The organism is Roseospira visakhapatnamensis, assembly GCF_014197915.1.
Classification (GTDB): Bacteria; Pseudomonadota; Alphaproteobacteria; order Rhodospirillales; family Rhodospirillaceae; genus Rhodospira; species Rhodospira visakhapatnamensis.
The window spans coordinates 196,970-210,149 of sequence record NZ_JACIGK010000002.1 but is presented as its reverse complement, the minus strand read 5'-3'; the positions used below and the strand labels follow the sequence as shown (position 1 = coordinate 210,149).

General features: G+C 70.8%; 10 protein-coding genes. 4 read left to right on the top strand and 6 right to left on the bottom strand.

Annotated elements, in window-relative coordinates:
• Window positions 1-211: 211 nt before the first annotated feature.
• Window positions 212-2,632 (top strand): endopeptidase La, encoded by a 2,421-nt coding sequence (gene lon / locus GGD89_RS02415; protein WP_184042502.1) that lies wholly within the window; start codon window positions 212-214, stop codon window positions 2,630-2,632.
• 80 nt (window positions 2,633-2,712) lie between these two features.
• Here lon and GGD89_RS02410 read toward each other — a convergent pair whose 3' ends face one another.
• The 3 genes from GGD89_RS02410 to GGD89_RS02400 all read right to left on the bottom strand — a co-directional run bounded on the left by GGD89_RS02410 (window position 2,713) and on the right by GGD89_RS02400 (window position 7,776).
• Window positions 2,713-3,783, bottom strand: a complete 1,071-nt coding sequence (locus GGD89_RS02410) for a phosphatase domain-containing protein (protein ID WP_184042501.1) — start codon at window positions 3,781-3,783, stop codon at window positions 2,713-2,715.
• Between the two features lie 29 nt (window positions 3,784-3,812).
• On the bottom strand, window positions 3,813-5,261 hold the full coding sequence (locus GGD89_RS02405; RefSeq protein WP_343058508.1) for a Ppx/GppA family phosphatase: 1,449 nt from the start codon (window positions 5,259-5,261) through the stop codon (window positions 3,813-3,815).
• A gap of 292 nt (window positions 5,262-5,553) precedes the next feature.
• On the bottom strand, window positions 5,554-7,776 hold the full coding sequence (locus tag GGD89_RS02400) for an RNA degradosome polyphosphate kinase (protein WP_184042499.1): 2,223 nt from the start codon (window positions 7,774-7,776) through the stop codon (window positions 5,554-5,556).
• Between the two features lie 252 nt (window positions 7,777-8,028).
• On the opposite strand from GGD89_RS02400, the gene GGD89_RS02395 reads away from it, so the two are divergent.
• Complete coding sequence (locus GGD89_RS02395) at window positions 8,029-8,559, top strand: SixA phosphatase family protein (protein ID WP_184042498.1); 531 nt, start codon at window positions 8,029-8,031, stop codon at window positions 8,557-8,559.
• Here GGD89_RS02395 and GGD89_RS02390 read toward each other — a convergent pair.
• Genes GGD89_RS02390 through GGD89_RS02380 form a run of 3 tightly spaced genes read right to left on the bottom strand, consistent with a single transcriptional unit; the run spans window position 8,528 to window position 11,321 of the window.
• The gene (locus tag GGD89_RS02390) at window positions 8,528-9,391 is read right to left on the bottom strand and encodes a P-loop NTPase family protein (RefSeq protein ID WP_184042497.1); all 864 of its coding nucleotides are present in this window, start codon (window positions 9,389-9,391) and stop codon (window positions 8,528-8,530) included. The genes GGD89_RS02395 and GGD89_RS02390 overlap by 32 nt on opposite strands.
• The gene (locus tag GGD89_RS02385) at window positions 9,388-10,047 is read right to left on the bottom strand and encodes a CDP-alcohol phosphatidyltransferase family protein (RefSeq protein WP_221238283.1); all 660 of its coding nucleotides are present in this window, start codon (window positions 10,045-10,047) and stop codon (window positions 9,388-9,390) included. The genes GGD89_RS02390 and GGD89_RS02385 overlap by 4 nt, the downstream gene beginning before the upstream one ends.
• The gene (locus tag GGD89_RS02380; protein ID WP_246422293.1) at window positions 9,975-11,321 is read right to left on the bottom strand and encodes a DUF2066 domain-containing protein; all 1,347 of its coding nucleotides are present in this window, start codon (window positions 11,319-11,321) and stop codon (window positions 9,975-9,977) included. Before GGD89_RS02380 ends, GGD89_RS02385 begins: the two co-directional genes overlap by 73 nt.
• Window positions 11,322-11,481: 160 nt before the next feature.
• Between GGD89_RS02380 and purM the strand changes: the two genes are divergently transcribed.
• Window positions 11,482-12,534, top strand: a complete 1,053-nt coding sequence (gene purM / locus GGD89_RS02375) for a phosphoribosylformylglycinamidine cyclo-ligase (protein WP_184042542.1) — start codon at window positions 11,482-11,484, stop codon at window positions 12,532-12,534.
• Window positions 12,531-13,175 (top strand): phosphoribosylglycinamide formyltransferase, encoded by a 645-nt coding sequence (gene purN, locus GGD89_RS02370; protein ID WP_184042495.1) that lies wholly within the window; start codon window positions 12,531-12,533, stop codon window positions 13,173-13,175. The genes purM and purN overlap by 4 nt, the downstream gene beginning before the upstream one ends.
• The last annotated feature ends 5 nt before the right edge of the window (window positions 13,176-13,180 follow it).

The window sequence follows — 13,180 nt, the reverse complement described above, 5'->3', positions numbered from 1 at the left end:
TCGGCATGCGGATGCCCCCCTCGGGGCCGGGTCATGCACGCGGAACGCAGGATCAGCCTTGATCGTTGGCATCGGCTGCCCCACATGTGCGGGCGTTCCGATGGTTTGGGCGCCATCGTTGCGTCACGGTTCGTCGTCATCCTCGACGCACGATCAGTTTTCCCGGCTGGCGAGCCCTCTTCGCCCGGCCGCAACAACGTGAGGCCACCCCGTGGAATCCGGCTCGACACAGGTGTTTCCGATTCTTCCGCTGCGCGACATCGTCGTGTTTCCGCACATGATCGTGCCTTTGTTCGTGGGCCGCGAGAAGTCGGTTCGGGCGCTGGAAGACGTCATGGGCAGCGACAAGCAGATCCTGCTGGTGGCCCAGAAGAACGCGGCGCAGGACGACCCCGGGCCGGAGGACATCTTTCAGATCGGCACCGTCAGCACGGTGTTGCAGTTGCTGCGCCTGCCGGACGGCACCGTCAAGGTGCTGGTCGAGGGCAATGCCCGCGCGCGCATCGATGCCTATCAGGACAATGAGAGCTTCTTCGAGGCCCAGGCCACGCTGCTGGAGGATGACGACAGCACCGAGGCCGAGCTGGAGGCCCTGCAGCGCTCGGTGGTGTCGCAGTTTGAGCAGTACATCAAGCTGAACAAGAAGATCCCGCCCGAGGTGCTGGTGTCGGTCAACCAGATCGACGACCCGGCCAAGCTGGCCGACACTGTGGCCTCGCACCTGGCCCTGAAGATCGCCGAGAAACAGGAGTTGCTGGAGACCACCACGCTCGCCGAACGGCTGGAGCGGGTCTACGCTTTCATGGAGTCCGAGATCGGCGTCCTTCAGGTGGAGCGCAAGATCCGGGGCCGCGTCAAGCGCCAGATGGAGAAGACACAGCGCGAGTACTACCTGAACGAGCAGCTCAAGGCCATCCAGAAGGAGTTGGGCGAGACCGAGGACGGTCGTGACGAGCTTCAGGAGCTGGACGACAAGATCGACAAGACCCGCCTGTCCAAGGAGGCGCGGGAGAAGGCCCGGGGCGAGTTGAAAAAACTTCGCAACATGAGCCCCATGTCGGCCGAGGCGACGGTGGTCCGCAATTACCTCGACTGGATGCTGTCGATTCCCTGGAAAAAGCGGTCCAAGATCAAGCGGGACCTGCGCGAGGCGGAACGCATCCTCAACGCCGACCACCACGGCCTGGAGAAGGTCAAGGAGCGGATCCTGGAGTATCTGGCGGTCCAGGTGCGCACCAGCACCATCAAGGGACCGATCCTGTGCCTGGTCGGCCCGCCGGGTGTCGGCAAAACCTCGCTGGGCAAGTCCATCGCCCGGGCCACCGGCCGCAACTTCGTGCGCGTCTCCCTGGGCGGCGTGCGCGATGAGTCGGAGATCCGGGGCCACCGGCGCACCTACATCGGCTCAATGCCCGGCAAGGTCATCCAGGGCATGAAGAAGGCGCGCTCGTCCAATCCCTTCTTCCTGCTGGACGAGGTGGACAAGCTGGGCAACGACTGGCGGGGCGATCCCTCGTCGGCGCTGCTGGAGGTGCTCGACCCCGAGCAGAACAACGCCTTCAACGACCATTACCTGGAGGTCGACTACGACCTGTCGGACGTGCTGTTCATGACCACGGCCAACAGCCTGCGCATGCCGCAGCCGCTGCTGGATCGCCTGGAGATCATCCGCCTGTCCGGCTACACCGAGGACGAGAAGGTGGGCATCGCCAAGCGCCACCTGATTCCCAAGCAGATGAAGGCCCACGGCCTGAAGCGGGGCGAGTGGTCGATCAGCGACGGCGCCCTGCGCGACCTCGTCCGCTACTACACGCGCGAGGCCGGCGTCCGCAACCTGGAGCGGGAACTCGCGGCGCTGTCGCGCAAGGCCGCCAAGGAACTGCTGCTGCGCACCAGCCGCAAGCGGGTCGCCGTGTCCAGCGCCAACTTGAGCAAGTACCTGGGCGTGCGCCGGTATCGCTATGGCGAGGCCGAGGCCGAGGACCTGGTGGGCGTGACCACCGGCCTGGCCTGGACCGAGGTCGGCGGCGAGTTGCTGTCCATCGAGGCCCTGGTGATGCCCGGCAAGGGCGGTATCACACTCACCGGCCACCTAGGCGACGTGATGAAGGAATCGGTGCAGGCGGCGCGGTCCTACATCCGCTCGCGCGCCATCACCTATGGCGTACGGCCCCCGATGTTCGAGAAGCGGGACATCCATGTGCACGTGCCCGAGGGCGCGACGCCCAAGGACGGTCCGTCGGCCGGCGTCGCCATGTGCACGTCGATCGTCTCGGCCCTGACCGGCATTCCGGTGCGCAAGGACATCGCCATGACCGGCGAGATCACCTTGCGCGGGCGCGTGCTACCCATCGGCGGCCTGAAGGAAAAGCTGCTGGCGGCCCTGCGTGGCGGCCTGACCACGGTGTTGATCCCGCAGGAGAACGAGAAGGATCTGGCGGAGATCCCGGATAACGTGAAGAAGGGGCTGACCATCATCCCGGTGCACACGGCCGACGAGGTGCTGCGCAACGCGCTGACCCGTCCGGTGACGCCGATCGAATGGACCGAGGCCGACGCGGAGGCCGCCGACGCCGCCCTCAAGACGTCCATCGAGACCGAGGACGCGGACGGCACCTTGCGACCTCACTGACGAACCGGACGCCCGTGCGGGTCCCGCGTGAGGCGGGTCCCGCCGTCATGCCCTGGCCGGGCGGGCATGACGGGATCGGATCAGGCCGGGGACGGGTCCGCGGGGGCCAGGCCCAGCATGGCGGCCCGGCGGCGCAAGCTGTCGCTATCCGCCGCCACCAGCACCGGCACGCCCAGGTGATCCATCCACGCCTGCCACCGGGCCGGCGCCCGCCGGCTCGGCGGCCGGCCGGCCACATCGCGGATCAGGATGGCCGCCACGCGCCGGGGATGGTCCCGGGCGACGGCGGCATAGGTCTCGGGATCGCGCTGCCCGTTGTCGCCGACCAGAACCACCGGCAAGGTGGGATGAACGGCCATCATCGCCTCGATCAGCGCCCGTTTGTGCCCCGGCGCGCGTCGCGGCAGGGGGGTCTGCATCGTCAGTCCCCATTCGCGGAGCATCACCACGGGGTCGCCGCCGAGGGCGGCGCTGATGCCGTTGCGGCGAAAGACCTCCTCCAGCACGTCGTAGACCCCCCAGGGTCCCCGCGACACGAACACCACGGGGTTCTCCGCCGGCGCCGCGCCGCCGCCGGCCCCACCGTCGCGGAGCGCCTGGTAAAGGCGCGCGACCCCGGTGAAGGCGCGACGGTGATCGGCGCCCGCCACGAACAGGCGCCACAGCATGGCCGCCCGATTGGCCACACCGGTGAACAGCACGGTGTCGTCGATATCGCTGATCACCAGATGCCGGGCCGAGGCGGGCGGCACCCAGACCTGCCCCCGTGCTCGCGCCGACCCGAAGGTGGATCGCGCCAGTAACAACTCCACCGCGTTCCAGCCGGACGGTGGCGGCCGGTCGGGACACAGGCGCACCCGGACATAGCCATCGGCGTCGGTGACCACGTCCTGTGTCTGGTCCTGGAAGCTGGCGCGCACCACCGCCCCCGGCACGCCCCGGCGCACCAGATGCCGTCCCAGGTCGGCGGGATCGAGGCCGTGGGGATCGCGGGACGACAACGGTCCCCACGACGGTTCCGCCAGTACCCGGGCCATCAGGAACAGGCCCTGGGCCGAGGCGGTGCCCCGATAGGGCCGGATGGAGACGCGCTCGCCGATTCGGGCGTTGGCGATCCGCGCCCGCGCGATCCTGGCGCGAAGGCGTGACATGGTCCGGGACTGACGTCGCTCCGATGTCCTCACGGCGCGGTCACCACAACGGGGTCCGCGTCCAGAACCCGCGCCAGCTTCTCCAGCCGGCGCTCCAGGAACTCGGGTTCGAACAAGGGGTCTCCGTCCGGCACGGTCAGCGTCAACCGCCCCGACAGGTCACGGGCCAGGGTGGTGCGCGACAGCACCCCCGGCGCGCCCCCGCTGAGGGTATGCGCCAGGCGCAGGGCGGCGCCGATGACCCGCGTCCGGCGTGCCCGCGCCGGATCGTCCAGCAGCGCTTCCGCCTGGACGACGACGGACGCGTCCCCGTCGCCGCCATAGCGGTGATACACCACCAGCGCCAGGGCGGCCCGATCGCGGTGGTTCAGGCCCATGAACGGCAGCCGCAGCATGCGATGGAACGCCTGATCCGCCCGATAGTCCGGGTGTTCGTTCCAGAAGATATCCCCGATCAGCGACGCCGCATGCCGCATGCGCGCCAGGTCGGGTGGTTCCGCGGGAAACAGCGGCTCCATCCAGGTGGCCACCTCGTCGCCCTGCACCGGGAAGCGGCCGGCGTCGCGGGCCATCATCTTCATGGAGGCCAGCAGCGGATCCTGCCGCCGCAGCGCCTCGGGCAGGGTGTGCATGAACTGCCCCTCGCGCACCCCATAGACCGAGAACACGACCCGGCGCGGGCGCACCGCGTCCACCAGGCGCCCCAGCGCCATCGCCGCCAGCGGCAACATGGGAACGCGCTTCTTGCTCAGGCGCTGCACCTGCATCAGGTCCTTGGGCGCGGCCTCGGCCACCCAGGCCAGCAGGGGCCGGGCATCGGTCGCGCTGACGGTGAAGTTGTCCAACACGTGCAAGGGATAGGTCAGCCGGTCCATGCACACCCGGGCCAGCGCCCGCCAGGCGCCTCCGACCGCATAGACCGCCTCGCCGCCGGCCCGGCTCAGCCAGGGTTCGCGGGCCAGCGCCTCGTCGAGCAGGCTCTCGGCCATCGCCCGGTCTCCGCCGGACGCCTCTGTGAGTCTCAGTAAACCAAGCGGAAAGCTGGCCGTGTCCTTGAACCGGCCCCCCTGCACCCACACCAGATCCAGGCTGCCGCCGCCCAGGTCGGCGACCACGCCCTCGGCCTCCGGAACCGCGCACAGCACGCCCTCGGCGGCGCGACGGGCCTCGTCACGGCCGCTCAGGACCTGGACCCGGATGGTGTTGTCGCGCTCCAGGTCGGCGACCAGGTCCGGGCCATCCTCGGCATCGCGCACGGCGGCGGTGGCCAGCACCTCCAGCCGCTCCACCCCCATGGCCCGGGCCAGGGCGACAAAACGGCCGACGGCGGCCCGCGCCAGGGCACGCCCTTCCGGATTCAAACGGCCGCTGTTGGCCAGACCCTGCCCCAGGGCGCAGAGCGCCTTCTCGTTGAACAGCGGCACCGGCACCCGGGCACCCCCCCGGTACACCACCAGCCGCACGGAGTTCGAGCCCACGTCCAGGATCCCGACAGGCTCGCGGCCGACGCCGTCGGGACCGGGTCCGGCATGGCCCGGGGACCCGAGTCCGGAGACGTCACCCCGGCCCGACCCCGTCCCGTCCGAACCGCGCGCCTGGTCAGCGCGTCGGCCCGCCCCGGTACCGGCGTCCTCCGACTCGTTCCCGGCGGAGTCCGCCAACCAGGGCCCACCCGCGCCGAGGGCCGAGTAACGCCCCGGATCTTGGTCTACGTCCATATGTATCCTCACCGACCTCCGGCCCGGCGGATGCCGCGCGCGCACGCGCCGCTCACGACACCACCGGGCGCCGCTTTAGAACCAGATGCGCCACGTCCGTGCTGGCCTTTCCCAGGGACTTGCCTCGTCCGGACAAGCTGGGGTTGTCCATGAAGTAACGGTGCGCGTTGAAAGCCTCCTCGGACGAGTCCACGCGATTGAACCGGCCGTCCGCGGTCAAATACCATGTCTGCTGCTCGTCGTTCAGGTTGGCCACCATGATCTGGTTGACGACCTGGGTGCGCACGGTCTCGTTCTCGATCGGCACCAGGGTCTCGACCCGCGAGTCCAGGTTGCGCGGCATCCAGTCGGCCGAGGAGATGTAGATGAGCGCCCGGGCCGACGGCAACTCGGCGCCGTTGCCGAAGCAGGCGATGCGCGAGTGCTCCAGGAAGCGGCCGACGATGCTCTTGACGCGGATGTTGTCGGACAGGCCGGGCACGCCGGGGCGCAGGCAACAGATGCCCCGGATCACGAGGTCGATCTGGACACCGGCCTGGGAGGCCCGGTACAGCGCGTCAATGACGTCGCCACTCACCAGGCTGTTCATCTTCGCCCAGATGGCGCCCGGACGGCCGGCCCGCACGTGGGCGATCTCGGACTCGATCAGGTCGATGATCCGGGCCTTCAGGGTCAGCGGCGCGAGATACAGCTTTTCCAGGCCATGCGGCTTGGCATAGCCCGTCATGTAGTTGAACGCGGTGACCGCGTCGCGGCACAGGCCCGAATCGGCGGTAAAGAACGACAGGTCGGTGTAAATCTTGGCGGTGATCGGATGGTAGTTGCCGGTGCCGTAGTGCACGTAGCTGCGCAACTGCCCCCCTTCCCGACGGGTCACCAGGGAAATCTTGGCGTGGGTCTTCAGGTCCATGAAGCCATACACGACATTGGCGCCGGCCCGCTCCAGGTCCCGCGCCCAACGGATGTTGGCCTCCTCGTCGAAACGGGCCTTCAACTCCACCATGGCGGTGACGCTCTTGCCGCTTTCGGCGGCCTCCACCAGGGCGGCGACGATGGGCGAGTTGTTGGAGGTCCGGTACAGGGTCTGCTTGATGGACACCACCTGCGGATCCCGCGCGGCCTGGCGCAGGAACTGCACCACCACATCGAAGGACTCGTAGGGATGATGGACCACGATGTCCTTCTGGCGGATGGCCGCCATGCAGTCGCCGCCGAAGTCGCGGATGCGCTCCGGGAACCGCGCCGCGAACGGCACGAACTGCAGGTCCGGCCGATCGTCGGAGATCAACTGCTTGAGGTCGGCCATGCCGATCGGCCCGTTCATGCGGAACAGGTCTTCCTCGGCCACCTGCATTTCCTCGCAGATCAACCGAACCAACGTCTCGGGCATGTCGGCGTTGAGCGTCAGGCGGATGCAGACGCCGCGCCGGCGCCGCTTCAGCGCCGATTCGAAGCTTCGCACCAGGTCCTCGGCCTCTTCGTCGATTTCCATCTCCGAATCCCGGATGACCCGGAAATGCCCCGACTGGTCCACCTGGAAGCCCGGGAACAGGCGGTCCAGGAACAGGGTGACCATGTCCTCCAGCAACACGAAGCGATGGTCCGGCCCCGGTAGGCGCGTCAGGCGGTCCACCTGCCCCGGCAGCGGCACCAGGGCGCGCAGGCTCTCCCGGCCGACCGGCCCGCCCCCCGCCAGTTGCAGCACCAGGGCGTGGCCCAGGTTGGGGATGAACGGGAACGGATGCGCCGGATCGATGGCCAGGGGGGTGAGGATGGGGAACACCTGCTCGATGAAGTGGCGCTCCAGCCAGGTCCGGTCCTCGTCGGTCAGTTCGTGCACGCCGACCACCGACACCCCCACGGCGCGCAGGTCGGCATGCAGCTCCGCCCAGATGTCCTGCTGTTCCTCCAGCAGATCACGGGCGGTTCGGTTGATCTCGGCCAGTTGCCGGGCGGGCGTGCGGCCATCCTGACTGGTCTTGTTGACGCCGGCGGTCACCTGCCCCTTCAGGCCGGCCACGCGCACCATGTAGAACTCGTCCAGGTTGGAACCGGATATGGAGAGAAAGCGGATCCTCTCCATCAGTGGGTGACGGGCGTTGCGGGCCTCGTCCAGCACACGGAAATTGAAATCCAGCCACGACAGTTCCCGGTTCAGGAACCGTTCGGGCGAGGTCATGTCGATGCCCAGGGCGGCCGCCCCGGCGGACACCTCTTCCAACGTCTCCGTGGTCGCGGACGGGGTCGCGGGGATCGCGTCATTGGGGCTTGTCATCGTCGTCTCCGTTGACGTCCGTGGTGCTGGGAGCGCAGGCTGACGACCGGTAAGGGGGCCGGCACGTCCGCGACACACCCGGCGACTCGGCGCTCGATTCAGCTCCCGCCAGGGTCCGGGGTCAAATGACGATTTGGCTGGCGCGTGCCCGCACGCTCCCCAGGCGAGCCGGGGGACCCTGGTTCCCAGGCTCCGTCCGGTGTCGCCGCCGGAGGCCCCCGCCCCGTTCCGACGGCCCGGAGATCGCCCTCCTTGAAATACCTGTACCTTCTGCGGCACGCCAAATCCAGTTGGGAAAACCCCAACATTCCGGATCACGACCGGCCACTCGCCCGTCGCGGGGAGAGGGCGGGCGCCGCCATCGCGACCGTCGTCGCCGCCCTGTCGCCGCGCCCCGATCTGGTGCTGTGCTCCACCGCCACGCGCGCCCAGGAAACGCTGGCGCTGGTGCGCCACGCCCTAGGGGACACCCCGGTACGCCTTGAGCCGGTTCTCTACACCCTCGAAGCCGTGCATCTCCGCCAGCACCTGGAGCGCCTGGACGACGCGGCCACCGCCGTGCTGGTCATCGGCCACAACCCGTCGCTGGAGGTGCTGGCGCAAGACCTGGCGGCGGCGGACAGCGGCCCGGCCATGACCCGCCTGCGACGGAAGTTTCCCACCGCCACCCTGGCGGACCTGGACCTCCCGATCGCCACCTGGGCCGCCCTGGGGGAGACGCTGGCGCGGGGCGACGCCCACCTGCGGCGCTTCACCCGCCCGGCCGATCTGCGCTCCCCCTGAGGCCGTCACCGTCCTGGTCCTGGTCCTGGTCCTGGCCCGCGCCAGCGCCGCCATCCCGGGATCCGGCGGCGGCCTCCAGCACCTCGCGGGCCAGCGCCACGGTGATCGCCCGCCCCCGTCCCCAGGCCACCGCGTCCAGCCGCGCCACCAGCGCCCGCGCCGCCGCGAACGAGCGCTCCATGCGACAGGCCAGCAGCCGCACCACCGCCGGCGCCACGATGACCTGACGGTCGGCGAACAGCTTGACCAGCACCATCTCCAGCAGGGTCTCGTCGGGCGGGGTGATCTGGGCCACCGGCAGAGCCACCAGGCGCGAGCGCAGATCGGGCAGCGTCACCGGCCAGCGCGCCGGCGGCACGCGCGCGGTGAGCATCAGGCTGGCGCCCCGCTCGCGGGTCATGTTCATCAGATGCAGCAAGGCGACCTCGGTGTCCGCCTCCAGCGGCGGGCCATCGGCGGCGTGCTCCACGACCAGGGTCGCCGCCCGGTCCAGCGTCGCCGCCGGATGCAGGGCCTCGACCGTCGGCCGCCCCACGATCAGGGCGCCCGCGCGGGCCGCCAGCACGTGCGCCAGATGGGTCTTGCCGCACGCCGCCGGCCCGACCAGCGCCAGGGTCGGTCCCGGCCAGTCGGGCCAACGATCCACCCAGGCCACCGCCGTCGCGTTGCACGGCGCCACCAGGAAGTCGGCGCGCCCCAGCGCCGGCCGCGCGGGGAAGTCGAACACCATCTGCGGGCCGGGCTGGGGTGCCGGTCGCGCCGGGCTCCCCTCCTCGGGCAACGGCGCACCAGCCGGCACATCGCCGTTCCGAGGCTCGACCTCCTCGCTCATGGCGTGCCCTCCGTGGGCGGCGCCCCGGCCCGCCACCATCGCCATCCGCGCTCCGCGTAGGTCAGCGCCGACCCGACCACGGTCACCACCACCGCGCCGATCAGCGCCGACTCGATCCAGGCGCCCATGGACAGGGCCTCGGCCGGCAAGTCTCCGGTCACGGCATTCAGGCTCAGCACCAGGGCCACGAGAACCACCTGGACCAGGGTGTTCAGACGCGACACCCGTGAGGGCGCCGGTACGAAGGCCCGCCCGCTCATCCGGAAGGCCAGCGCCCCGGCCAGGATCGCCACGTCGCGCCCGACCATGAGCACCACCAGCCAGATCGGCAGCAGGCCCACCCATCCCAGTGTCACCGCCGCCCCCGACAACAGGACCTTATCGGCCAGCGGATCCAGCAGCGCGCCCAGCGGCGTTTCCAGCCGCAGCCGCCGCGCCAGCCAGCCGTCCAGGGCATCGCTCAGCGCGGCGACCATCAGCACCACCAGGGCGACGCCGCTCCAGCCCGCCAGGATGCAGCCCACCATCGGCCCCACCAGGATCAGGCGGGCCGTGGTGACCGCGTTGGGCAGCCAGGCCAGCATCAAGGGCGCGCCGGAGGCCAGGCGCCGGCCCCGGTCCCATAGCCGGTCGTGGTCCCGGTCCGGGACGGCCACGCGGACGCGCCAGAGGGAGTCCCCCCCGGCGACGCCGGCGTCGCGGGAGCGCCATATCCCGTGGGAGCGCCATACCCCGTGACGGGACCGCCGGTCGCCCCGGCCCCAAGCGGGGTCCCGCTTCCGGCGCCATAGGCGGCCCCGACCCCGGATCCGGCCCGGCCAATCAGCCAGTACCCACCTTGCTCGGTCAGGCTGAGGCCCTGGCGCGCCAGGGCGTCGCGCACCCGCGCGGCGTCCCCCTGCACCGACAGGATCAGTTGCGCCATGTCCCGAGTCATGGCCTGAACCGTCATATGCCGGACCAGCGGGGCACGCTCCAGTTCGCGGCGAATGGCCACCCAGTCCTGGAAGCTGCCGAGACTGACCAGCGCCGTGACCTCACGCGTCGATCCGGCCCGCACCAGATTGGCGTCCCGCCAGTCGGTCTCCAGGCGCCGGGCCACGTCGGCGGCGGCGCGTGCCAGGAAGGCACCATCGTCCTCTCCCGCCTGACGGCTGACCGTCTGGCCGCCGGTCCGCGCCATGGCCCGGGGCGAGCCATAGTGCAAGCTCACCTCCAGGGTATCGGGGCCCCGGCGGACGCCATGGGCCAGCAGAACGGTGTCGCGGCCATAGCGCTCCAGCAGGGCGGCCAGCGCGGCGCCATCGGGCGCCAGCGCCTGTTCGGGAGACAGAGTGGTGACGTCCGCCAGGTCGCCGGTGGGCACCTCCACGGGTATCAACACCGATCCGCCGTCCTGACGGCGCCAGGCCAGCAGCCAGGGATTGGTGTCGTCCCACAGCACCGCCGGCCGGTCGGGACCCGCCTGATAGACCGGCACCACCAGCACCGGCCGCGACGCCTCGGCGGCATGGCCGATGCCATGCCCGTCCAGCAGGCGGCGCACGGCCGGACCGTCGAAGCGCACCGTCAGGCGCGCCTTGTAGCTGGTATCGGTGGTGCGCTCGCCGGCCAGGCTGTAGGTGTCCACCAGGGGCAGCACCTGGTCCCGGGACAAGGGGGGAAGACGGGCGCGCTGAGTTGGATCGGCGATGCGCTCCAGCACCACGCGCAGGGCGTCCACCTGCCCCTTGGCGATGGCCTGATCGCGGGCGGTGGCGGCGCTGTCGGCCTCGGCGGCGATGGGCACGCCGCGCGCCGTGTAGGTGTCTCCCGTCTCGCTCGCTGTCTGGGCGAGCGCCGGACGGACGCCGGCCCAGGATCCGACGGACACGGCGGCGCGCGGATCGCCCGCCACCACCAGCGCGACGCACAGAGCCGCGAGAACCATCGCCCGCGGCCCGTTTGCAACGCCGGCGCGGTGCGCTATTGTCCGCCCCACGGACCGTGTCTCCCGGTCGCCCGCCCCAGTCCGTGCCCGCCACACCGCCAGCTTCCGCGAGGCCGCCATTTCCGCTCCTTCCCCAACAGAGGCCCCCGATCCGGGAGGCCTGACCTACAAGGCCGCCGGCGTCGACATCGACGCCGGCGAGGCCCTGGTGCGCGCCATCGCGCCGCTGGCCCGCTCCACCACCCGCCCGGGCGCCGACGCCGCCCTTGGAGGCTTCGGCGCGGTGTTCGATCTGGCCCGCGCCGGGTTCCGCGATCCCCTGCTGATCGCCGCCACCGACGGCGTGGGCACCAAGCTTCGGCTTGCCATCGAAACCGGGCGCCATCAAGGCGTTGGCGTCGATCTGGTGGCCATGTGCGTCAACGACCTGGTGGTCCAGGGCGCCGAGCCGCTGGTATTCCTCGACTATTACGCCACGGCGCGGCTGGATGTCGAGACCGCGACGGCGGTCGTCGCGGGCATCGCCGAGGGCTGCCGTCAGGCCGGATGCGCGCTGGTCGGCGGCGAGACGGCGGAAATGCCCGGGATGTACCAGGCCGGCGACTATGACCTGGCCGGCTTCGCCCTCGGCGCGGTGGAGCGCGACGCGCTGCTGACCGGGGCTCGGGTGACCGAGGGCGACGTGCTGCTGGGGCTGGCCTCCAGCGGACCGCACGCCAACGGCTTCTCGCTGGTGCGCCGGGTGGTGGCCGACCTGGGGCTGTCCTGGGAGGCCCCCGCCCCCTTCGAGACCGATGCCGCCACCCTGGGCGAGGCGCTGCTGGCGCCCACCCGCATCTACGTGCGGCCCTGCCTGGCGGCGGTGCGCGGCGGCGCCGTGCACGCGCTGGCCCACATCACCGGCGGCGGGTTTGTCGAGAACATTCCGCGCGTGCTACCCGACGGACTGGCCGCCCGCCTGGACATGACCGCCCTGCCCCCACCCCCGGTATTCCGCTGGCTGCATCAGGCCGGCGGCATCGCGCCCGCCGAGATGGCCCGCACCTTCAATTGCGGCGTCGGCATGGTGGCGGCGGTGGATCCGGACCGCGCGGACGAGACCGTCGCGCTGCTGATCCAGCACGGGGTGGAGACCCGCCCCATCGGCCGGGTGACGGCGCGCGACGGCGGCCCGGCGGTCATCCTGGATGGCCTGGACGAGGCCTGGGCATGACCGAGTCGCCCACCCATCCACCGCGCAAGACCCCCATCGCCGTCCTCATCTCGGGGCGCGGCAGCAACATGCGCGCCCTGGTCGACGCCTGCGATGACGCCACGTATCCGGCCCGCGTGTGCCTGGTGCTGAGCAACGATCCCGCCGCTCCCGGGCTGGCCTGGGCCGCCGAGCAGGGCTTGCCCACGGCGGTCATCGACCATCGGGCCTTTTCCGGCCGTCCGGCCTTCGAAGCCGCCCTGAACGCCCGCCTGGTCCGGGCCGGGGCGGAGTGGATCTGCCTGGCGGGGTTCATGCGCCTGCTGACGGCAACCTTCGTCAACACCTGGACCGGCCGCCTGCTGAACATCCATCCGTCCCTGCTGCCGGCCTACAAGGGCCTGCACACGCACGCCCGCGCCCTGGCCGCCGGAGAGCGCGAGCACGGCTGTTCGGTCCACTTCGTGGTCCCTGACATGGACGCCGGGCCGCTGATCGGGCAGGCGCGCGTGCCGGTCCTGCCCGATGACACCCCGGACAGCCTGGCCGAGCGTGTGCTTGGCCAGGAACACGGATTGTATCCGGCGTGTCTGGCGGCGGCGCTGTACGGGTATCCCACGCTGGAGGCCGCCCGCGCGGCGGGCGCGGCCCACACCGGGTGACGCGC

What these genes read in the sequence shown, in the direction of transcription:
- GGD89_RS02410 (WP_184042501.1), bottom strand. Translation starts at nt 3,783, where the DNA reads ATGTCACGCCTTCGCGCCAGGATCGCGCGGGCGCGGATCGCCAACGCC.
- GGD89_RS02400 (WP_184042499.1), bottom strand. Translation starts at nt 7,776, where the DNA reads ATGACAAGCCCCAATGACGCGATCCCCGCGACCCCGTCCGCGACCACG.
- GGD89_RS02390 (WP_184042497.1), bottom strand. Translation starts at nt 9,391, where the DNA reads ATGAGCGAGGAGGTCGAGCCTCGGAACGGCGATGTGCCGGCTGGTGCG.
- GGD89_RS02380 (WP_246422293.1), bottom strand. Translation starts at nt 11,321, where the DNA reads ATGGTTCTCGCGGCTCTGTGCGTCGCGCTGGTGGTGGCGGGCGATCCG.
- purN (WP_184042495.1), top strand. Translation starts at nt 12,531, where the DNA reads ATGACCGAGTCGCCCACCCATCCACCGCGCAAGACCCCCATCGCCGTC.